20 protein-coding genes are annotated in these 19,871 nt (G+C 67.1%); 13 read left to right on the top strand and 7 right to left on the bottom strand.

Features of this window, described 5'->3' with window-relative positions; all coding sequences use genetic code 11:
• Positions 1-308 precede the first annotated feature (308 nt).
• Both ACFWF1_RS32000 and ACFWF1_RS31995 read right to left on the bottom strand, forming a co-directional pair.
• On the bottom strand, positions 309-497 hold the full coding sequence (locus tag ACFWF1_RS32000) for a ferredoxin (protein WP_379283548.1): 189 nt from the start codon (positions 495-497) through the stop codon (positions 309-311).
• Entirely contained in the window at positions 494-1,963 is a 1,470-nt protein-coding gene (locus ACFWF1_RS31995; RefSeq protein ID WP_379283547.1) for a cytochrome P450, read from the bottom strand. Before ACFWF1_RS31995 ends, ACFWF1_RS32000 begins: the two co-directional genes overlap by 4 nt.
• 103 nt (positions 1,964-2,066) lie before the next feature.
• On the opposite strand from ACFWF1_RS31995, the gene ACFWF1_RS31990 reads away from it, so the two are divergent.
• Entirely contained in the window at positions 2,067-2,729 is a 663-nt protein-coding gene (locus tag ACFWF1_RS31990; protein ID WP_379283546.1) for a TetR/AcrR family transcriptional regulator, read from the top strand.
• A 27-nt stretch (positions 2,730-2,756) separates the two neighbouring features.
• Here ACFWF1_RS31990 and ACFWF1_RS31985 read toward each other — a convergent pair whose 3' ends face one another.
• Together ACFWF1_RS31985 and ACFWF1_RS31980 are read right to left on the bottom strand one after the other, a co-directional pair.
• A complete protein-coding gene (locus ACFWF1_RS31985; protein WP_379283545.1) occupies positions 2,757-3,695 on the bottom strand; it encodes an alpha/beta fold hydrolase in 939 nt (312 codons plus the stop codon).
• Between the two features lie 94 nt (positions 3,696-3,789).
• Positions 3,790-4,368, bottom strand: a complete 579-nt coding sequence (locus ACFWF1_RS31980) for a TetR/AcrR family transcriptional regulator (RefSeq protein WP_379283544.1) — start codon at positions 4,366-4,368, stop codon at positions 3,790-3,792.
• Between the two features lie 229 nt (positions 4,369-4,597).
• Here ACFWF1_RS31980 and ACFWF1_RS31975 point away from each other — a divergent pair, with 229 nt between their 5' ends.
• Positions 4,598-5,713, top strand: coding sequence for a hypothetical protein (locus ACFWF1_RS31975; protein ID WP_379283543.1), 1,116 nt, complete (start codon positions 4,598-4,600; stop codon positions 5,711-5,713).
• Positions 5,714-5,849: 136 nt separating this feature from the next.
• On the opposite strand, the gene ACFWF1_RS31970 is transcribed toward ACFWF1_RS31975, so the two are convergent.
• Both ACFWF1_RS31970 and ACFWF1_RS31965 read right to left on the bottom strand, forming a co-directional pair.
• The gene (locus ACFWF1_RS31970) at positions 5,850-6,044 is read right to left on the bottom strand and encodes a general stress protein (protein ID WP_379283542.1); all 195 of its coding nucleotides are present in this window, start codon (positions 6,042-6,044) and stop codon (positions 5,850-5,852) included.
• A 101-nt stretch (positions 6,045-6,145) separates the two neighbouring features.
• Positions 6,146-7,414: a glycosyltransferase 87 family protein gene (locus ACFWF1_RS31965; RefSeq protein ID WP_379283541.1), complete on the bottom strand. Its 1,269-nt coding sequence runs from the start codon at positions 7,412-7,414 to the stop codon at positions 6,146-6,148.
• Positions 7,415-7,551: 137 nt separating this feature from the next.
• Between ACFWF1_RS31965 and ACFWF1_RS31960 the strand changes: the two genes are divergently transcribed.
• Both ACFWF1_RS31960 and ACFWF1_RS31955 read left to right on the top strand, forming a co-directional pair.
• Positions 7,552-7,944 carry an ankyrin repeat domain-containing protein gene (locus tag ACFWF1_RS31960; protein ID WP_379283539.1) on the top strand — a complete coding sequence of 131 codons (393 nt, stop codon included), beginning with the start codon at positions 7,552-7,554 and terminating at the stop codon, positions 7,942-7,944.
• 68 nt (positions 7,945-8,012) lie between these two features.
• The gene (locus ACFWF1_RS31955) at positions 8,013-8,432 is read left to right on the top strand and encodes a nitroreductase family deazaflavin-dependent oxidoreductase (RefSeq protein WP_379283538.1); all 420 of its coding nucleotides are present in this window, start codon (positions 8,013-8,015) and stop codon (positions 8,430-8,432) included.
• Between the two features lie 3 nt (positions 8,433-8,435).
• On the opposite strand, the gene ACFWF1_RS31950 is transcribed toward ACFWF1_RS31955, so the two are convergent.
• Entirely contained in the window at positions 8,436-9,806 is a 1,371-nt protein-coding gene (locus ACFWF1_RS31950) for an FAD-dependent oxidoreductase (protein WP_379283536.1), read from the bottom strand.
• Positions 9,807-9,964: 158 nt separating this feature from the next.
• Here ACFWF1_RS31950 and ACFWF1_RS31945 point away from each other — a divergent pair, with 158 nt between their 5' ends.
• The 9 genes from ACFWF1_RS31945 to ACFWF1_RS31905 all read left to right on the top strand — a co-directional run bounded on the left by ACFWF1_RS31945 (position 9,965) and on the right by ACFWF1_RS31905 (position 19,803).
• A complete protein-coding gene (locus tag ACFWF1_RS31945) occupies positions 9,965-11,521 on the top strand; it encodes an amino acid permease (RefSeq protein ID WP_379283535.1) in 1,557 nt (518 codons plus the stop codon).
• 411 nt (positions 11,522-11,932) lie between these two features.
• Positions 11,933-12,475: an MSMEG_0572/Sll0783 family nitrogen starvation response protein gene (locus ACFWF1_RS31940; RefSeq protein WP_379283534.1), complete on the top strand. Its 543-nt coding sequence runs from the start codon at positions 11,933-11,935 to the stop codon at positions 12,473-12,475.
• Positions 12,476-12,484: 9 nt separating this feature from the next.
• On the top strand, positions 12,485-13,543 hold the full coding sequence (locus ACFWF1_RS31935; RefSeq protein WP_379283533.1) for an MSMEG_0568 family radical SAM protein: 1,059 nt from the start codon (positions 12,485-12,487) through the stop codon (positions 13,541-13,543).
• Positions 13,544-13,547: 4 nt separating this feature from the next.
• Positions 13,548-14,957 carry an MSMEG_0567/sll0787 family protein gene (locus ACFWF1_RS31930; protein ID WP_379283532.1) on the top strand — a complete coding sequence of 470 codons (1,410 nt, stop codon included), beginning with the start codon at positions 13,548-13,550 and terminating at the stop codon, positions 14,955-14,957.
• Entirely contained in the window at positions 14,954-15,868 is a 915-nt protein-coding gene (locus ACFWF1_RS31925) for a carbon-nitrogen hydrolase family protein (RefSeq protein ID WP_379283531.1), read from the top strand. The genes ACFWF1_RS31930 and ACFWF1_RS31925 overlap by 4 nt, the downstream gene beginning before the upstream one ends.
• The gene (locus ACFWF1_RS31920; RefSeq protein WP_379283529.1) at positions 15,861-17,111 is read left to right on the top strand and encodes an MSMEG_0569 family flavin-dependent oxidoreductase; all 1,251 of its coding nucleotides are present in this window, start codon (positions 15,861-15,863) and stop codon (positions 17,109-17,111) included. Before ACFWF1_RS31925 ends, ACFWF1_RS31920 begins: the two co-directional genes overlap by 8 nt.
• A 7-nt stretch (positions 17,112-17,118) precedes the next feature.
• A complete protein-coding gene (locus ACFWF1_RS31915; RefSeq protein WP_379283528.1) occupies positions 17,119-17,964 on the top strand; it encodes a carbon-nitrogen hydrolase family protein in 846 nt (281 codons plus the stop codon).
• Complete coding sequence (locus ACFWF1_RS31910; protein WP_379283527.1) at positions 17,964-19,046, top strand: MSMEG_0565 family glycosyltransferase; 1,083 nt, start codon at positions 17,964-17,966, stop codon at positions 19,044-19,046. Before ACFWF1_RS31915 ends, ACFWF1_RS31910 begins: the two co-directional genes overlap by 1 nt.
• Positions 19,047-19,107: 61 nt before the next feature.
• Complete coding sequence (locus ACFWF1_RS31905; protein WP_379283526.1) at positions 19,108-19,803, top strand: hypothetical protein; 696 nt, start codon at positions 19,108-19,110, stop codon at positions 19,801-19,803.
• The last annotated feature ends 68 nt before the right edge of the window (positions 19,804-19,871 follow it).

Below are 19,871 nucleotides of genomic sequence, written 5' to 3'. Positions count from 1 at the left end.
CTCGAGGCGCACGCCCGCGCCCTCTCGCCGCACGCCGCTTTCGCCCGCGCAAGTCCTCGCCCGCCGCGCACGAAACTGCCAGCAATTACATGCGCAGCGGCACAACTCATGCGCGGCAGCACAACTCATGCGCGGCAGCACAACTCATGCGCAGCGGCATCGGCCGCCCCGTCGGGGCGCACGCCCCCGCGCCCTGTCGCCGCATGCCCTTCGCCGCGCGAGTCCTCGCCCGCTGCGCACGAAATTGCCAGCAATTACATGCGCAGCGGCACAACTTGTGCGCGGCAGCTTCGGCCGACTGCGCCGGGTCAGGTCAGGCGGAGGGCCTCGACTGGGCAGCTGTCTACGACGAGTTGGAGGAGGTCGCGGTTGGTTTCGTCGATGGTGTCGGCGGGCGGTTCGACGATGCCGTCGTCGGCGACGCGGAAGAGGTTGGGGGCGAGGGCCTCGCACATGGCGTGGCCCGCGCAGCGGGTGCGGTCGGCGGTGATTCTCATGCGGGGAGTCGTTCCAGACACAGGGGTAGGCCGTCGGCGGGCATGGGGCCCGTGCCTGCGACGAGGGGGACTTCGTAGTCCGGGTGGATGGACCATCTGTATTGCAACAGCATTTGGTGCAGTACGGCTTTGACGGTCATGGCGCCGAAGTACAGGCCGATGCATTTGTGGGCGCCGCCGCCGAAGGGGGTCCAGGCGTGGCGGTGGGATTTGTCCTCGCGGCGGTCGGCGGCGAATCGCTCGGGGTCGAAGACGTCGGGGTTGTGCCAGTAGTCCTCGGTGCGCATCATCGGGTACGCGCCGACCATGACGAGCGTGCCCTTCGGCAGGTAGTAGCCGAGAATGTCGGTGTCACGGGTGGTTTCGCGAATCTGCTGGGCCACCGGTGAATACATGCGCAGCGCCTCTTTGAACGCCAGGTCGAGGCTGGGCAGCTGGTCGAGGTCGCCGTAGTCGAGGGCGGGCTTGCCGAGGGCGCGGGATTCCGCGCGCAGCCGGTCCTGCCACTCCGGGTGGCGGGCGAGTTCGTAGGCGAGCATGGACGCGGCGATGGTGCTGGTGTCGTGCGCGGCCATCATCACGAAGATCATGTGCTCGATCACCTGCTCATCCGAGAAGGCATGTCCCTCATCGGTTTCGGCGTGGCAGAGCACACTGAACAGATCGGTGCCGTCGCCCGCACGCTTGGCGGGTAGTTCGCGGCGGAAGTAGTCGCCGAGGACGCGTCGTCCGCGAATGCCGCGCGACCACGCCCCACCGGGCACATCGCTGCGGATGAGCGCGGTCGCACCGTGCACGGCGTCTTCGAAAGCCCGTGCCAGCACCGCACTTTCGGGCCCGAGCTCGGCGCCCGCGAACACCTCGGTGGCCTGCGCGAGCAGGATCTGCTTGATCGCGTCGAAGACCGGGAAGTGCTCGCTCGGCTGCCATCCGGCGATGCCCCTGGTGATCCGCGGGGTGGTCAGGTCCAAGTAGCCGACCAGGCGCGGCCGAGTGAAGGCCTGCTGCATGATCCGGCGATGGAACATATGCTCGTCGAAGTCCCGGAGCAGCAGCCCACCGCGAAAGAACGGGCCGATCAGGAACTCCCAGCCGCGTTGCGCGGAGAACACCTTGTCGCGATCCATCAGCACGGCCTCGATGGCAGCGGGACTACTCACGCCGACCGTCCGGCGACCGAGCACGCCCATCCAGTTCACCGGCCCGTAGCGTTCAAAGCGATTGCGCGCCAGCTCGATCGGATCGCTCAGCGCGTGCAGCGTGTAACCGATGCCCGGAGCACCGAAATCGCCTGGTACCGGCCGCAATCCGCTGCCCGGCGGCGGATCCGCCAGCGGCCGCGCCGCGGATGGGTACTGACCGGCGACGCGGGCCCCCAACGTTTGCGCGTGTTTCGCGACTCGCGCACGTAAACGACGGACATCCCCGTGGACATCGGTGACTTTCGGGGGAATCAGAAGACTCATAACGGCCGTCCCTTCGCGACGCTGCGATCCCCTCGACCATAGCGGAAACAAACGTTTCCGTAAACGTTTGTTTCCCGACTTCGCCTATGGAAGGCTTGGCTAGGTGACCCGAGCATTCAGCGGCACCTACCGCGGCACATCGACCGCCGAGCGCAAAGAGGATCGGCGCAGGCGGCTACTGGACACCGCCCTCGATATCGTCGGCACCCAGGGCCTGTCCGCGCTGACCGTGCGCGGCCTCTGCGAACAAGCCAAGGTCGGACCCCGCTTCTTCTACGAGGCCTTCCCCGATCTGGACACGCTCGCCTCGGAACTGCTGCTGGAGATCCAGGATTCCGCCCTCGACACCGCGCGGGCGGCCGTCGCGGGCACCGACGGTGGGCCGTCGGACAAGATCCGGGCCGGTGTCGCCGCGCTCATCGTCGAACTCACCGACGACCCGCGCCGGGCCCAGGTCGTCTTCGCCCAGGCTTACGGCAGCGAGGTCCTGATGCGCAGCCGCTTCGACGGTATGCGCCGGGTCGCCGACGTCATCATCGAACAGACCCGCCTGGTGCTCGACCTCCCCGCCGGCCAGGACACCGCCGTCGCCGCGACCTCGCAGCTGATCACCGGCGGCGCCGCGGAGCTGGTCCTCGTCTGGCTCGACGGCGGCCTGGACGTCGACCGGGACGGCCTCATCGACCTGCTCGCCGAGTTCACCATCTCGATGGTCGGCCGGCTCCCCGACGTGGCCCAGCGCTTGTCGGCGGGTTCCGGGCGCTGAACCGGAACCCGTTGCGACACTGCGAATCTAGGAGCCGACCGCCGCGCTCGGCGCGAAGAACGCGGCCAGCTCACGCAACACCTGCTCCGGCTGCTCCTCGGGAATGTAGTGACCACTCCCCTTGATCTCAACGACCCGGATATCGGTGCCCTTCTCCGACGACATCTGTTCGCGCAGCACCGGATACGACTCCTCACCCGCCAATGTCAGAATCGGCAGGGTCACCGGCTCATAGCCGGCGAGGTCCGTAATGTCCTGGCGCATCGTCTGATACCAGCCGTTGCCCGCCCGGATCGCATCCGGGGAATCGTAGGCCTGCGCGTAGATGGCCCGAGCTTCCTCTTCGACGGACGACTGATCGACCAGCATGTGCCCGTACAGCCAATCGATCACCAGCCGAAAGCGTTCGGCCAGTAGCAGTTCCGGCAACTCACGCAGCTGATTCAGCGCGAACCACCAGGGATAGCCGCCGCGCCCGCGCTCGAGCGCGACCACCTGCTCATCACTGCTGGGCAACATCGGAATCGCCTGCCAGGCCTCGTCCGGAACACCCATATCGACGGTGACCAACCGCCGCACCGACTCCGGGAAGTTGGCGGCGAGGTGATAGCCCAGCGAAGCGCCGATATCGTGCCCGACCACGAACGCCGACCGGTGACCGAGGTGCTGAATCAACTCGTGAATATCGCGAGCCATGGTCTTCTTGTCGTAACCGGACTCGGGCTTGGCCGAGCCTCCCATGCCGCGCAGGTCGACGGCGGTCACCCAATAGTGAAGGGCCAACTCCGGCAATATCTTCCGGAACTGCCACCAGGTCTGGGGCCAGCCGCCGAGCAGGATCAGCGGCTCCCCCGCACCGCCGGTGACGTGATGCAGACGGGTGCCGTTGACGTCGGCGTGGGCACTGGTGAAGTCGCCGGCCAGCGAGGCAGCCAGCTCGGCATCGGTGGGGACGGTGCGTGTCACATCTATCCTTTTCTTTAACGATCAGTCCAGAAAATGGACATAGCAATGCCCGGCAGCGACCCGAATGGGCGATGTGGTGCGGAACGACCGAACGTCAGCCGAGCAAGGCCAGCGCCTGCTCGACCGTGTCGTCGAGGAAACGCTGCCGAAGGGGCGTCTTGCCGACCACCCGAATCCCTTGCAGCAGGGTCACGAGGAATCTGGCCAGCACGACCGGATCCCGATCTACCGACAGTTCCCCTTCCGCGCGAGCCCGCAGCAACGCGCTCGTGAGCACCGTCTCCATGGTTTCCAAGCTGGAGGTCACCAGCCGTCGTGCGCCCTCGTCGGCGGGGAGTTCGACCGCAGTGTTGGTCATCAGACAGCCTTTTCGCTGCTCATCGGCGAGCGAGCTCTCCGCATACCAGCGGACCATGGCGCGAACGGCATCGAGCGCGGACCCCGGCACGGAAAGCTGCGCCAGCAAGTCCGCCCGCGTTTCGTCCACATAGCGTTCCACCGCTTTGAGATACAGCTCGCGCTTGCCGCCGAACGCGCCGTAAATGCTGCCGCGCCCCAGCTTCAGGTGATCGACCAGATCCTGCATGGAGGTGGCCTCGTAGCCCTGCCGCCAGAACAGCTCCATCGCCGACCGCAGCGCGACATCCGGATCGAATTCCTTCGTTCTGCCCACGCCGAGAAGGCTACTTCATTTGGACCGATCATTCAAAAAAGCCAGCGCCGCTGGCCGAACGAGCAGCCGATCCCTTACGCTTGGCTCATGAACACGCGCACGCGATTTCTGCGCCCCGGGCCGTCAGTCGGCCGCGGGGTCTGCTGCGTGCGTCCGATCACGTAGTTCCTGTGGCCGTCGCCGGTTCGGGGGTTTCACCGAATCCGACCGGCTACCAAAGGAATTACTCATGCCTACCTATCTCACTGCACTGGACCTGTCGCGCGCGCTGACCGTGCGCGATCTCAGCGATGCCGCGCAAGGGCGGCACGCCATGCAGGCACTGCTCGACGGGACCGTCGACGCGCTCGTTCGCGCCTGGGCGTCACAGGTGCGCGTAGTGCGCAACTCGCCGCTCGTCGCCGTCGCCGACAACTACGACAAGCTCGGCTACGACCCGGCCGACGTCACCCGCGACGCGCGCTACACCCGATACGTCAGCCCGACCACCATGCTGCGCAGCCACACCAGCGCCGACATCCCCGAAACCCTGCGGCATTACGCCGAACTGACCGCCGAGGTCGACGACCTCATCGTGATACCGGGCCTGGTCTACCGCAGGGACGTCGTCGACAGAATCCATGTGGGCGAACCCCATCAGGTCGATCTCTGGCGGCTGCGGTCGCGCCCGGACACCGGCGATAATGACGTGCAGGACATGGTCGCCCACTTGGTCGAAGCCGTGCTCCCCGGTGCCGAATGGCGCACGACTCCGGCCCGCCACCCCTACACCGCCCTCGGCAGGCAAGTCGACGTGCGGCTCGGCGACGACTGGCTCGAACTCGCCGAGTGCGGTCTCATCGCCGACCATGTCCTCGCGGGCGCCGGGCTCGACCCCGCGCACTGGTCCGGCACCGCACTCGGCATGGGCCTGGACCGAGCCCTGATGCTGCGCAAGGGAATCCCCGATATCCGCTACCTCCGATCCGCGCATCCGCGCATCGCCGACCAGCTGCTGGATCTGTCGCCGTGGCGGCCGGTCTCCATGCTGCCGCCGATCCGCCGCGACCTGTCGGTGGTGATCGCCGACGACACCGACGGCGAAACCCTCGGCGACACCGTGCGAAAGGTGCTGCACGATCGGGTCGACGACATCGAGTCGGTGCTCGTCACCGCGCGGACCTCGTGGGCCGAACTCTCCGAAAAGGCAAGAGACCGGCTCGGTATCACGCCGGGCCAAACGAATGCCGTTGTGCGCCTGATCCTCCGGCCACTCACCCGCACCCTCACCGATGAGGAAGCAAACGCACTCCGCAACCAGGTGTACCTCGCTATCCATATCGGCCCTCAGTTGGAACTGGCCTGAACCCAAAGCGCCCGCCTGGCCGAGGCGCGGCAGGCCACGCTCGACGAAGACCGGAATCCCGCCCAAGACAACGGGCACCGCACTTGCACGCAACGACGATGGGCGAGGCCGCGGCCTCGCCCATCGACTGTTTCGACTATCGGTTCAGGTGGCTGCGTGCGCCGCCGAGGCGTTTGGCCTCGGTCGGCTGTGCGGCCGCGCCCTTTTTGCCTGCCTCGCTGGCGCGCTTGGGGTCGTTGTCGAAGCTTCCGCTACTCGCCTTGCCTCCCAGGCTGGCGATCTTGCGTTGCTGCTCCGCGTCCATGGCTGCGAAGCCACGTCGGGCGGCCATGAATCCCTCCTTGCCTCGAGTAATTCTGTCGGCGACGGCAAGATGCCGTCACTGAGAGCCCTACCCGGGGATCCCGGCAGCAAACACCAGGGTGGTCCGGATCAGTGCTGCGGCACCAGTGCGGGCGCCGGTTCCGGCGCCCGCGCGGCCCGGCGGCCTGCGAAGAAATACAACGCGACGAGCAGCACGCTGAACCACACATAGGTGTTGCCGACGATGTGTTGCCAAGGCGTCCACTGGGTTTCGCGGTGCTCGCCGTCGGGCAGCCAGTTCTGCGGGCCGTAGACGAAGACCGCGGTGATGACCGCGATGGTGATCCACCAGCCGATGGCCTGACGGCGCGGCAACCGGGTCGCGTAGCCGATCGCGCCCGCCAGCGCCGGGGCGATCCACACCCAGTGGTGCGACCAGGAAATCGGGGAAAGCAGCAGCGTGAACACCGCGTTGATGGCCAGCGCGAGCGGCGGGAAGTCGACCGCCCGCCGCATGGCCGCGACCACGAGCACCAGCAGCGCGGCGCCGAGGATCAGCCACAGGATGGTGGACGCGGGCTTGGGCACCTGCAGCCGGGACAGCACCGCCTGGATCGACTGGTTCGTGTGGAACGCCGACCCGCTCAAGCCGGACACATTGCCCATGCCGCCGAACCAGTACTTCGTGGACTCGTGGGGCAGCACGGCAAAACCGAGCAGCGTCGCGGCCGCTCCGGTCGCGGCGGCCGTGGCCGCCGACTTGTAGTCGCGGCGCACCAGGAAATACAACACGAACGCCGCCGGAGTCAGCTTGATGGCCGCGGCGACGCCGATCAGCATGCCGCGCCGCCAGCGCGGTTTTATCGCGAGACAGTCGGCCACCACCAACGCCATCAGCAGCAGATTCACCTGACCGAAGTCCAGCGTCGAGTGCACCGGCTCCAGCAGCAGGGCCAGCGGCGTCGCACACGCGGTGGCCACCAGGACCAGCCTGCGCTGATCCTCGCCGGGCCACACCCGCCGGGCGACCAGGTACATGGTGAGCGCCAGCGCGGCCACCGACGACACGAAGAAGGTGAACGCGGCCGCATGCCAGGGCAGCAGCGCGAACGGGCTCAGCGCCAGCGCGGCGAACGGCGGATAGATGAACGGCAGTCCGGCGCCGATGGTGGTCTGCGGCAACTGTCCGTACATGTCGTGGCCGTGCCGCAGCGCGTCCACCCCGAGGCGATACACCTGTAGGTCGATGAACCCACCGGTGATCTTGTGGAACGGCCAGGTCGGCAGCAGCAAACAGAACGCGGCGAACGCGATACAGAGGACCGGTGCCAGCCACCCAACGACGCCGAGTCGACGGTTCTTGGCTTCCGGCTCAACGCGGGTGGTCACACTACTCATCCGCGGCGACTATACCGACCTATGTCGTCCGGTACACCAGGTGGGAGGGGCATTCGGCGGCCTGCCGGGTGATCCTTCGCAAAACGGATGCCGCTAGTAGCGGCAAACCCGGGCGGCGTGGTGGTAGGAATGGGCGAATGAGCGCTGACCTGGATCCGGAACTCATCGAGCTCGCCACCAAAGTGTTCGACTTCGCTCGGCAAGGGGATGCCGCCGCGCTGGCCTCCTACGTGGATGCCGGAGTGCCCGCCGATCTGACCAATGATTCGGGCGACACCCTGCTGATGCTGGCCGCCTACCACGGCCATGCCGAGGCCGTGGCGGCGCTGCTGGATCGCGACGCGGACCCGAACCGCGCCAACGACAAGGGGCAAACCCCGCTGGCCGGTGCGGTTTTCAAGGGCGAGAACGAGATCGCGCGACTGCTCATCGAGTCAGGGGCCGACCCCGACGGTGGCACTCCGTCCGCCCGCGAGGCCGCGGTGATGTTCGGCAAGACCGACCTGCTGGAGCTGATGGCCGACTACTGAAGCGGCGCAGGAATTTCGCCGCTCGTCCGGTGGTTGCCGGAGAAAACGCAACCGCTGGAGGAAATATCGTGTCCGAACCCAAGAGCTTCAACGAACAGGTGATCGACGAGTTCCGCGCCAACGCGGGCAAGGTCGGCGGCATGTTCGAGGGCGCGCCCATGGTGCTGATCACCACCACCGGGGCCAAATCCGGACGAAGCATCACCAACCCGCTGGTCTACCTCTCCGACGGGGACCGGGTCGTGCTCATCGCCTCCAACGGCGGCAACGACAAGCACCCCGCCTGGTACCACAATCTGCGGGCGAACCCCGACCTCACCGTCGAGATCGGCACCGAGCGGTACGCGGCCAAGGCCGACATCGTCTCGGGTACCGAACGCGACACGCTCTACGCCAAGATGGTCGAGATCATGCCCGGTTTCGCCGAGTACGAGGCCAAGACCTCGCGGGTGATCCCGGTGTTCGCGGTGCACCGGGCCGCGGCCTGAGCGCTAACCGCGTTCGCGCACCGCGGTGACGGCTTTGCGGGCGGCCACCAGGATGGGATCCCAGACCGGGGAGAACGGCGGCGCGTAGCCGAGGTCGAGGGCGGTCATCTGTTCGACCGTCATCCGCGCGGTGAGCGCGACGGCGGCGATGTCTACGCGCTTACCCGCGCCCTCGCGGCCCACGATCTGCACGCCGAGCAGGCGCCCGGTGCGGCGCTCGGCGAGCATCTTCACGGTCATCATCGCGGCGTCGGGGTAATAGCCTGCGCGGCTGGTGGATTCGATGGTGACCGCGACGAACTGCAGGCCCGCGGCGCGAGCGTCCTTCTCCCGCAAGCCGGTTCGCGCGACCTCCAGGTCGCAGACCTTGCTGACCGCGGTGCCAACGACACCGGGGAAGGTCCCATAGCCTCCGCCGACGCCGGCGCCGATGATCTGGCCGTGCTTGTTGGCGTGCGTGCCGAGGGCGATGTGCCGTTCCCGCTCGGACACCAGATCCAGCACCTCGACGCAATCGCCACCCGCCCAGATGTTTTCGTGACCGCGCACCCGCATGGCCAGGTCGGTGAGCAGTCCGCCGTACTCCCCCAGCGGCAGACCGGCCGCGCGGGCCAGCTCGGTGTCCGGGCGCACGCCGATGCCGAGCACCACTACATCCGCGGGGTATTCGGCGGTGTCGGCGACCACCGCGCGGACGAGCCCCTGTTCGTCGGTGCGGATCTCGGTCACCTCGGCACTGCCGACCACCTTGATCCCCAAGCCGCACATGGCATCTCGCACCAACGCGCCCATGTCCGGATCCATCGTCGACATCGGCTCGGGACCGCGATGCACCATCGTGACGTCGTAACCGCGCTGAATCAGCGCCTCCGCCATCTCGACACCGATGTAGCCCGCGCCGACCACCACCGCCCGCTTGCCCTCGATGCGGGCGAGGGTCTCGATCAGCGCCTGCCCGTCGTCGAGGGTCTGCACGCCGTGCACGCCCGGCGCGTCGATGCCGGGCAACGGCGGACGGATCGGGCGCGCACCGGTGGCGATGACGAGTTTGTCGTAGTCCGTCCATGATTCGGCACCGGACTCGAGATCACGGGCGCGCACCCGGCCACCCGCGACATCGATCTCGGTCACCTCGGTGCGCATGCGCAGATCGATGTCGCGGGATCGATGCTCCTCGGGGGTGCGAGCGATCAGCGCGTCCCGATCGAGCACATCGCCGCCGACCCAGTACGGGATGCCACACGCGGAGAACGAGGTGAACCGCCCCCGCTCGAAGACCACGATCGCCAGCTCGCCCGCGCCCTTCAGCCTGCGTGCCTGCGAGGCCGCCGACATGCCGGCCGCGTCACCACCGATGACCACCAGTCGCTCCATACGTCTCACGCTACGGCGGACCGGCCATCGCCGGACGGACGGGGTCGCCGCGATTTGCTGCGGTATTCCTGGTTGCCGTGCGGTTGACCCGGGTTTACTTCAGACTGATCTTCTGGCAAACGCTGTGTGAGGGCCGCGTTTACATCCGGGAGCTGTATATGAGTGATAACCCGTCCCCGTCCGACGATGAACGTCGGCTCGCCGAACTCGGCTACAAACAAGAATTGGCCCGATCCTGGTCCGGATTCTCGAACTTCGCCATCAGTTTCACCATCGTCTCCATCCTGACCGGCGGATTGGCCAGTTACGGAATCGGTTTGGCCAATGGCGGCCCCATCACCATGGCCTGGGGCTGGCCGCTGGTCTCGATCATGGTGCTGTTCATCGGCATGGCGATGGCGGAATTGGCGTCGGCCTATCCCACCTCCGGCGGCCTGTACTGGTGGGCGGCGCAACTCGGCGGGCCGGTCTGGGGCTGGTTCACCGGGTGGTTCAACCTGATCGGCCAGATCGCGGTGACCGCGGCCATCGATTACGGGGCCGCGATCTTCACGACCGTGGTCTTGAATGTGATCGGCATCGATATCGGCACCGACCGGACCGCGATCTTCCTGGTCTTCATAGTGATCCTGGTGCTGCACGCGGTACTGAACGCGATCGGGCCGCATCTGTCCGCGGTGATCAACAATATCTCCGCGTGGTGGCACGTCGGCGGTGTGGCGATATTCGTCCTGGTGCTCGCGTTCGGCGCGAACCATCATCAGAGCGTCGAGTTCGTGTTCACCAAAACCGTCGACAACGCCGGGGTCGGGTTCGGCGGCGTGACCTTCAGCTTCCTGCTGGGCCTGCTGCACGCGCAGTACACGTTCACCGGGTACGACGCGTCCGCGCACATGTCCGAGGAAACCCACGACGCCTCGCGGATGGCGGCAAAAGGCATCATCAACACCATCGTGGTGTCGGCGATCGCCGGATATCTGCTCATCATGGCGGTGACCTTCGCGATTCCGAATCTCGACGACGCGCTGGATCCGACGAAGAACAGCGGCTATCCGGTGATCTACATCCTGGAGAATTCGCTCAACTCGTTCTGGTCCGGGCTGCTGCTGATCATCGCCGCGATCGCGCAGCTGTTCTGCGGGTATGCCTCGGTCACGTCGGCTTCGCGCATGCTGTTCGCGTTCTCCAGGGACGGCGCGGTGCCGGGATCGGCGCTCTGGTCGAAGCTTTCGGCCAAGCGGGTGCCGGTGAACGCGGTGCTGTTCATCTCGGTGTTCGCGTTCGTGCTGTTGATTCCGTCGATGCTGGTGCCCGCCGAGAACGCGCCCACCGCCTACGCGGCCGCTACCTCGGTGGCGACCATCGGGCTCTATATCGCCTACGGGATACCGATTCTGCTGCGACAGGTGCACGGGACCCGATTCCGTACCGGCCCTTGGCAACTCGGCCGCTGGTATCGGCCGATCGGGGTGGTCGCGCTGATCTGGATCGTGTTGATCAGCTTCCTGTTCATCCTGCCGACCGATGACCGCGGGTATCCGTGGAATGACGAGTTCACCTGGAACACGGTCAATTACGCGCCGATCGCGTTGGTCGGTGTCGTCGGTGCGATCGGCATCTGGTGGCTGGTTTCGGCTCGCAATTGGTTCACCGGACCGAAGCGCACGGTCGAGGAGGCACCGGATGCCGGTGACGAGACGGCGGTCAACGCCTGAGTCGACTCGGCTTTACCTGATCGGCCCGCTCGCCTACGTCGAGCGGGCCGATTTTTGTCCGTGAGCCGGTTTCCGCGATGTTACGTGTCGTCGCCGCATGCTCCCTGGTCGTTAACTCTTATCGGCCGAATTCCGGCGTTTTGACTTCCTGGTAGTTAAGTCGATCGACCATCCGACGTCACCTTTGTCCGGGTTCGAACGTAATCGCCTGTCCCGCAACACATTAATGCCATATCGAGCAGGTAAAGCGGTGAGTATTACGCAATCGTCGATTGTTCCAGACGTAACCAATCGGAAATATCCGAGACGTCCACTTGACGAATACGAAATCGGGTGTCCAGCCCGAGGCGGAGGTTCCCGGGCATGGCCGCCCCTGTCGACATCCGTCACTTTCCGCAGAGGGAGAAGCCAATGTCCACACCGTTGACGACCGCCGATGTCGACCAGGCGATCGAGGAGAACATCAAGAAGTCCCTGGAAGAGATCCCGCACCCGGCCCTGCCCAAGGGCACGAATATCTATGGCTCCACCAAGATCTTCCCCGACTACCAGGCTCAGGCGGGCGAAACATATTTCACCCTGGTGCACGGCATCGCGCACGAGTCGTCGGTGAGCTTCGTCGCGATCCTGCAGGCGACCAGGGCGCTGCGGAAAGGCTTCGAATCCGCCATCTACTTCTACGGTCCCGGCGCGGTCAATGCCATTGCCAATCGCGGCTTTCCGACCACCGGCGACAACGGCTTCCCCGGCGAACAGAACATCAACGACGCGCTCGGCACCTTCATCAAGGAGGGCGGGACGGTGTTCTGCTGCCGCTTCGGCCTGGCCCTGCACGGCGCCCGGGAAGAGGACCTGATCGCCGGGGTCATTCCGGCGCATCCGCTCGACGTGCAGGACGCGCTGATCCACTACGCCCGCAAGGGCGCGATCATCAATTCCACCTATCAGCTCTGAGGTGACGTGATGAATGGTCTGTCAACTCGAGTGGATATCGCCCTGCTCGGTATCCGAGTCGACGCCCCGGTACAGCGCCGTTCCGGTGCCGGGCCGAGCGACGACGGCCATATGCTGATCGGCGGCGTCGGCGCCGCCATCCCGATCCGCTCCGACAGTCCATACCTCGTCGAAGGCAACCGCCTGCTGCTCGACGGCACGGACATGGGGCTGGACATCGAACCCGTTCAGCGCCCCAAGTTCTACGACCTCAACACGGCAGACGGCGTGTCCTATGAGCAGATCGCGCGGCTACACGGCTCGAATGTGCTGGCCAGCACCGTGGTTCAGACCTGCATTCGATACGGGGAGGACCAGCGGTGCCGGTTCTGCTCGATCGAAGCGTCACTGGCGGCGGGCAATACGATCGCGGTGAAGCGCCCGGATCAGCTGGCCGAGGTCGCCGAGGCGGCGGTGCGGCTCGACGGTGTGCGTCAGATGGTGCTGACCACCGGCACGTCCGCGGCGAAGGATCGCGGCGCGCGACACCTGGCCCGGTGCGTTCGGGCGGTGAAAGCCGTTGTGCCGCAACTGCCGATCCAGGTGCAGTGCGAGCCGCCCGGTGACCTCCGGACGCTGACCGAGTTGCACGAGGCGGGAGCCGACGCGATCGGCATCCACGTCGAGTCGCTCGACGACGAGGTCCGGCGGCGCTGGATGCCGGGCAAAGCGACTGTGCCGCTGGATGATTACCGCGCGGCCTGGGCGGAAGCGGTCCGGGTATTCGGCCGCAACCAGGTCTCGACCTATCTGCTCGTCGGGCTCGGCGAGGATCCCGACGAACTGGTCGCCGGCGCAGCCGAACTCATCGATATGGGCGTGTACCCGTTCGTGGTGCCGTTCCGTCCCCTGCTCGGCACCCTCGCCGTCGACGTGGACGGTGCGACAGCTCCGCGCCCAGATGTCCTGGCGGACGTGACCGTCCGAGTCGCGAAGGAACTGCGGCGGGCCGGGATGCTCGGCGCGGACCAGCGGGCAGGCTGCGCGGCCTGCGGGGCGTGCAGCGTATTGCAGAGCGCCGGAGGTTGATTCGATGACCCTCTCCGAAGCGGATTTCACCGTCCTCACCGGCCCCGCGCCGCGCAGGTCCACCGAACCGGACTTCCTGATTCAGCCTGCCGGCGCGGCGCACCTCGCCGCGTATCGAGCGCTGCGGCACGAATCGTTCGTCGCGGAGCAAAACCTGTTCGCGCGCACCGATCTCGACGACATCGATGACGATCCGCGCACCAGGGTGCTGGTAGCGCTCGACGCCGAGGGCGCTGTGCTCGGTGGCGTCCGGCTCGCTCCCGCCACCGACCTCGACCTGGGCTGGTGGACCGGCAGCAGGCTGGTGGTGGACGGGCGCAGGCGAACTCGCGGCGTCGGACCGGCGCTCGTGCGAGCGGCGGCCGCGGACGCCGAGTCGAACAACGTGTTGCGCTTCGAGGCCACGGTGCAGGCCAGGCACGAGCAGATGTTCGCACGACTCGGCTGGATGCGGTTGGCCGATATCGAGGTCGCGCACAGCCCGCACGTACACATGCGCTGGCCGATCGATCGGATCGAGCGGCTGGCCCAAGCCACCAAGGCGCTGCTCGCGTCCGCACTGGCACCGCTGCGCGGACTGCCGTCGAGCCTGGGCGGCAACGGATTTCGCGGCGACGACGGCGCACCAGTGCCCGGCAGCGACCTCATCGCCGCCTGCGACGCCATCATTCCCTCGATGGTGGAACGCGATCCGGAGTGGGCCGGATGGTGTGCGGTGCTGGTCAATCTCAACGACCTGTGCGCCATGGGAGCCGCACCCGTCGGACTGCTCGACGCCGTCGGCGCACCCCATCGATCGATCCTGACCAGGGTGATCCGCGGTCTCGCGCGGGCGAGTGAAGCGTGGGGCGTGCCGGTGCTTGGCGGCCATACGCAACTCGGTGTGCCCGCGGCACTTTCGGTCACCGCGTTGGGTCGCACCGCGCACCCGGTGCGCGGTGGCGGGGCGCGGCTCGGCGACGAGTTGCGGGTCACCGCCGATCTGGGCGGCGGCTGGCGGCCTGGATATCAAGGACAGCAATGGGATTCGACGTCCCGCCGCACCGGCGGCGAACTACGCCTACTGGCCGGCTTCGTCGCACGGACACGTCCGAACGCGGCGAAGGACGTCAGCATGGCCGGACTGGCGGGTACCGCCGGAATGCTCGCCGAGGCCAGCGGACTCGGCGCCGAGATCGACATCGCCCGGATGCCCCGTCCCGCAGGCGCTTCGGTCGGCGAATGGCTCACCTGCTTTCCCGGGTTCGCCATGCTCACCGCCGACCGGCCCGGCGCGGCCACCGGTTCGCCCGGCCCCGCCGCATCGGCTGTCTGCGGACAACTGACTTCGACGCCGGGCGTCGGCCTGCGCTGGCCCGACGGCGTCACGACACGTGCGGTGCACGGCACCGTCACCGGATTAGGAGAGTCATGAACGACGTCACGATCTCCGTGGCGGCTGCGGAATTCGGCCGCGACATGGAGGCGGGTTACCGCACCATCGCCGCTCTGATCGAGCAGGCGCGGGCACGGAACAGCCGACTACTGGTGCTGCCCGAGGCATGTCTCGGCGGCTACCTGCCGAGCCTCGGCGGCGGCGACGAATCCGAGGAGGCCAAACAGCGCAGGCTGCGCAGCCTGCCGCCCGCGCTGGAGATCGACGGGCCCGAGGTGCGCCGCGTCATCGACATGGCAGGCGATCTCGTCGTCACCCTAGGATTCTGCGAGGCCGACGGTGCCACGCGCTACAACACGGCGGTGACGCTCAACGGTGACGGCGTGCTCGGCACCTACCGCAAGGTGCACCAGCCGCTCGGCGAAAACCTCTGCTACTCAGCGGGATCGGAGTACCGCGCCTTCGATACGCCGATCGGGCGGATGGGCATGCAGATCTGCTACGACAAAGCCTTCCCGGAGGCGGCGCGACTGCTCGCGCTCGACGGCGCGGAGATCGTCACGTCGCTGTCCGCCTGGCCGTCGGCGCGCACCGCCACCGTGGCCAACCTCGACGACGACCGCTGGAAGCAGCGCTTCGACATCTACGATCGGGCCCGCGCCCTCGAGAACCAGCTGATCTGGGTGGCCTCCAACCAGGCGGGCACTTTCGGCTCGCTGCGCTTCGTGTGCAGCGCGAAGATCGTCGGTCCCGGCGGCGAAGTGCTGGCGACGACCGGCGCGGAGCCCGGACTCGCCACCGCGACAATCGATCTCGACGAGAAGCTCGGGCTCGCCCGCAACAGCGGCATGTACAACCTGCGCGACCGCAGGCCCGACCTCTATCGCACGGTGGTCGCCGAATTCGGCGTCGTCGGCATGCCTTCGGCCCTGGCGGTGGTCGATGCCTGAGCGGACACATCATGACGTGGTCGTGATCGGCGCGGGCCAGGCCGGGTTGTCGGTGAGCAGGCACCTGGTGCAGCGCGGCATCGACCACGTGGTGCTCGAGCGCGACACCATCGCGCACGAATGGCGCGACAGACGTTGGGACAATTTCACTTTGGTGACGCCGAACTGGCAGTGCGTCTTACCCGGCTACCGCTACGAAGGCCCGGAGCCGGACGGCTTCATGCAGCGCGACGCGGTGTACGACTTCGTGCGTGGCTACGCGGCGACATTCGACGCGCCGGTACGCGAGCACGTCGCGGTCACCGCGGTCACCCACTCCCCCTTCGACGGATTCGACGTCGAAACATCAGCGGGGCCACTGCACGCCGGACAGGTCGTGATCGCCGTTGGCGGATACCATATTCCGGCGATTCCCCGGCTCGCCGAGAAGCTGCCGTCCTCGATCCGTCAGCTGCATTCCTCCGAATACCGCAGCGCCGCCGATCTTCCCGACGGCGCGGTGATGGTGGTCGGGACCGGGCAGTCGGGCGCGCAGATCGCCGAAGACCTGCACCTGGCGGGACGGAAGGTGCATCTCGTCGTCGGTAGCGCGCCACGGGTGGCCCGGTTCTATCGAGGCCGGGATTGCGTTGCGTGGCTGCAGGATATGGGCCACTACGACATTCCCATCGAGGACCAGCCCGGCGGTATCGGCAAGCGCGAGAACACCAATCACTACGTGACCGGCCGCGACGGCGGACGCGACATCGACCTGCGGCAGTTCGCCGCGGACGGAATGTCGTTGTACGGCAGGCTGCTCGACGCGTCGGAGTCGACGATGCGGTTCGCGCCGACCCTGGCGGCCTCGCTCGATGCGGCGGACGCGGTCGCGGAGAGCATCAAGGATTCGATCGACGCTTACATTGACCGCGAAGGTATCGACGCGCCACGGGAAGCCCGCTATCGACCAGTCTGGCGGCCCGAGTACGAGACCACCGAGATCGTCTCGGCCGCAGCGGGAATCACGTCGATCGTCTGGGCGGTCGGCTTCCGGACGGACTACCGCTGGCTGCGCGTCGGCGTTTTCGACGGCGAGGGACACCCCTGCCACAACCGCGGCGTGACCACGGCGACCGGGCTGTACTTCATCGGCCTGCCCTGGCAACACACCTGGGGCTCCGGCCGTTTCGCCGCCGTCGCCCGCGACGCCGCCTACCTCGCCGACCGCATCGGCGCGCTGACGCCGACTTCGGTCCGGGCTTAGCCCCCCGATGGGTACCACGCGAGTTGCCGCGCTGGCCGGTCACTTCGGCCCCGACATCGCGCGTGCGCTCGACAAACTCGGCGGCATCATCGAGCGGCTGGCCGCCGAGCAGGTCGACCTGCTGGTGCTGCCGGACGCGACGCTGGGCGGCTACATCGGCGATCTGCGCAACCCGGTGGATATCCCGGTCGCCTTGGACCCGGACGGCCCGGAGATCCGGCTGCTGTGCGCGATGGCGGGCCGGATGACCGTGTGTGTCGGCTACGCCGAGCGCGCGGGCGAGCTGCGCTACAACGCGGCCACCTGCCTGACCGGCGACGGCGTGCTCGGCCACCACCGCAAGGTGCATCAGCCCGCGGGCGAACATCTGGCGTACGCGGCGGGCGACAGCTTCACCGCCTTCGATACGCCGGTCGGCCGGATCGGCATGCTCATCGACTACGACAAGACCTTCCCCGAATCGGCCCGCACCCTCGCGCTGGACGGCGCGCGCACCCTCGCGGTGCTGTCGGCGTGGCCGGCCAGCGTCACCGATCGGGCCTCGCGAATGCCGAACGACCGGCAGGCCAGGCTGTTCGACCTGTACGACATGGCGCGCGCGGCGGAGAACCAGGTGGTGCTGGCCTCGTCGAATCAGACCGGCGTGACCGGGTCGCTGCGGTTCCTCGGCCAGGCCAAGGTGGTCGGTCCCGGCGGCGACGTGCTGGCCAGGACCTGGTCGAAAGGTGGTCTGGCCGTGGCGGATATCGACATCGACCGCGAGGTGGACCGGGCCAGGCGGGTGCTGCGGCATCTGGAGGAACGCCGGGTGGGCACCTATCACAACCTGATCGACGAGAAGGGCGTCGGCTGATGCGGATCGCGCTGCTCACCTATTCCACGAAACCGCGTGGCGGCGTGGTGCATACGCTGCACCTGGCGGAGGCGCTGGCAGCGGCCGGAGCCGACGTGACGGTGTGGAGCCTGGCCCGCGACGGCGACCCGGGTTTCTTCCGGCCGGTGGCCGACGCGGTGCGGCTCGAGCTCGTGCCGTTCGCCGCGATCGATGGCGAATCCGTCGGGCAGCGGATTCTGCGGTCCATCGACACGCTGCGGGCGGCTTTCGACGCGGCCGGGTACGACATCGTGCACGCGCAGGACTGCCTCAGCGCCAACGCGGCCGGGCGCTGCGTCCGCACGATCCATCACCTCGACGAGTTCACCACACCTGAACTCGCGGCCTGCCATGAGCGGGCGATCGTCGAGCCCTACGCCAGGATCTGCGTGTCCGCGGCCGTCGCCGCCGAGGTCCGCGCGGGCTGGGGATTCGAACCGACGGTGATCCCCAACGGCGTCGACTTCGCGCGATTCGCGGCGGCCGCCGCAGACCCCCGGCAGGCTTGGCGGAACCGATTGGGCTGCTACGTGCTTGCCGTCGGCGGCATCGAACCGCGCAAAGGCTCGATCGATCTGCTCGAGGCCTTCGCCCTGCTGGTGCGGGCCGAGCCGGAGCTGCAGCTGGTCTTCGCGGGCGGCGAGACACTTTTCGACTACCGCGACTACCGTGCTCGCTTCACGGCCCGCGCCGACGAACTCGGTATCACGCCGGTGATCCTCGGCGCGGTGGCCGACTCCGAGCTGCCCTCGCTGATGGCCGAAGCGTCGGCAGTGCCGTTCTTTTCACGCAAAGAAGGCTTCGGGCTGGCCGCGATGGAGGCGCTCGCCGCGGGCGTACCCGTTGTGGCGCGCGATCTTCCGGTACTGCGGGAAGTCTTCGCCGACGCCGTCGACTACGTATCGACACCGGACCAGCTGGCGGCCGCGTTACGCGCGGCGCTGCCCGCGGATCCGGCCAGGCAGGCGCGTGGTCGCGCGGTGGCGGCCCGGTATCGCTGGGCCGATGCGGCCCGCGCCCACCTCGACTTCTATGCCGCGCTGACCCGCGCCGCGGTGTGATCTGTCAGAGAATTGGCAACTGGTTCGCGGTTTGTCGGTGCCGGTCGCTAGGTTCGTCCTCATGGAAAGGATCGACCTGGAAGACAATCCGGCCATCGGCCGGATTATGTTTCCGGGAAACCCGTGGCCGGCCGGACATGCGATCGAGGAGTTCGCGTGGACCGGGCGGATCGACGAGAACGGCAATTTATGGTTCGACTTGCACCTGCGGTCGGCGAAGTATGTTGCCGGCGGCACACCGGAAAGTGCCGTGGCGGACGAGGCTTGGTCGTCGCCGGAGGTGTGGCAGAACTACGGGAGTTGCACGTTGTCGTCCACCTACTGGGGTGAGGACGACGGCACCGGATTTCTCGCCGCCACGCCCGGTAATCCATTTCATCTGAAAACGTTGACGCCACAACGATTGACGGCCGATCCACTGCCGCTCGTCGAACTCGATCAACTCGAATATCTCGCCTTCAACATCTACCTGCTCGGCCACGACTCGGTGGCCGACCAGGAAGTGTTTTTCACCCGCCGCCCGGACGGCAGGCACGACATCACCTGGCACGGACGCATCGCACTGACCTACGTCGGCGACGATGACTTTCGCCATCGATTCGAGGCCCGAATCGCCGCGACCCTCGAATACATCCGGTACCCCGCCAGCCTTTCGCTCGAGGAAGCACACGACCATCTCCAGGCCGTGGTCGACGCGCCCTGGTTATTCGAGACCGGATTGGTCGACGGCCAGCCCGCCTGGGTGCCGAACCAGTAGTGCACGGAAAGAGGTTGTCCCAGCTTATATTTCGGGCGACCGCGCTACCGTTGGATAGATGAATTACG

Origin of the sequence: Nocardia sp. NPDC060255 (assembly GCF_042727395.1) — a bacterium.
Taxonomy (GTDB): Bacteria; Actinomycetota; Actinomycetes; order Mycobacteriales; family Mycobacteriaceae; genus Nocardia.
The sequence above is the reverse complement of the archived record's forward strand: the minus strand, read 5'-3'. Positions and strand labels throughout refer to the sequence as shown.

What these genes read in the sequence shown, in the direction of transcription:
- ACFWF1_RS31930 (WP_379283532.1), top strand. Translation starts at nt 13,548, where the DNA reads ATGACCCTCTCCGAAGCGGATTTCACCGTCCTCACCGGCCCCGCGCCG.
- ACFWF1_RS31925 (WP_379283531.1), top strand. Translation starts at nt 14,954, where the DNA reads ATGAACGACGTCACGATCTCCGTGGCGGCTGCGGAATTCGGCCGCGAC.
- ACFWF1_RS31935 (WP_379283533.1), top strand. Translation starts at nt 12,485, where the DNA reads ATGAATGGTCTGTCAACTCGAGTGGATATCGCCCTGCTCGGTATCCGA.
- ACFWF1_RS31910 (WP_379283527.1), top strand. Translation starts at nt 17,964, where the DNA reads ATGCGGATCGCGCTGCTCACCTATTCCACGAAACCGCGTGGCGGCGTG.
- ACFWF1_RS31905 (WP_379283526.1), top strand. Translation starts at nt 19,108, where the DNA reads ATGGAAAGGATCGACCTGGAAGACAATCCGGCCATCGGCCGGATTATG.
- ACFWF1_RS31970 (WP_379283542.1), bottom strand. Translation starts at nt 6,044, where the DNA reads ATGGCCGCCCGACGTGGCTTCGCAGCCATGGACGCGGAGCAGCAACGC.
- ACFWF1_RS31915 (WP_379283528.1), top strand. Translation starts at nt 17,119, where the DNA reads ATGGGTACCACGCGAGTTGCCGCGCTGGCCGGTCACTTCGGCCCCGAC.
- ACFWF1_RS31940 (WP_379283534.1), top strand. Translation starts at nt 11,933, where the DNA reads ATGTCCACACCGTTGACGACCGCCGATGTCGACCAGGCGATCGAGGAG.
- ACFWF1_RS31950 (WP_379283536.1), bottom strand. Translation starts at nt 9,806, where the DNA reads ATGGAGCGACTGGTGGTCATCGGTGGTGACGCGGCCGGCATGTCGGCG.
- ACFWF1_RS31995 (WP_379283547.1), bottom strand. Translation starts at nt 1,963, where the DNA reads ATGAGTCTTCTGATTCCCCCGAAAGTCACCGATGTCCACGGGGATGTC.
- ACFWF1_RS32000 (WP_379283548.1), bottom strand. Translation starts at nt 497, where the DNA reads ATGAGAATCACCGCCGACCGCACCCGCTGCGCGGGCCACGCCATGTGC.
- ACFWF1_RS31920 (WP_379283529.1), top strand. Translation starts at nt 15,861, where the DNA reads ATGCCTGAGCGGACACATCATGACGTGGTCGTGATCGGCGCGGGCCAG.
- ACFWF1_RS31975 (WP_379283543.1), top strand. Translation starts at nt 4,598, where the DNA reads ATGCCTACCTATCTCACTGCACTGGACCTGTCGCGCGCGCTGACCGTG.
- ACFWF1_RS31965 (WP_379283541.1), bottom strand. Translation starts at nt 7,414, where the DNA reads ATGAGTAGTGTGACCACCCGCGTTGAGCCGGAAGCCAAGAACCGTCGA.
- ACFWF1_RS31960 (WP_379283539.1), top strand. Translation starts at nt 7,552, where the DNA reads ATGAGCGCTGACCTGGATCCGGAACTCATCGAGCTCGCCACCAAAGTG.
- ACFWF1_RS31945 (WP_379283535.1), top strand. Translation starts at nt 9,965, where the DNA reads ATGAGTGATAACCCGTCCCCGTCCGACGATGAACGTCGGCTCGCCGAA.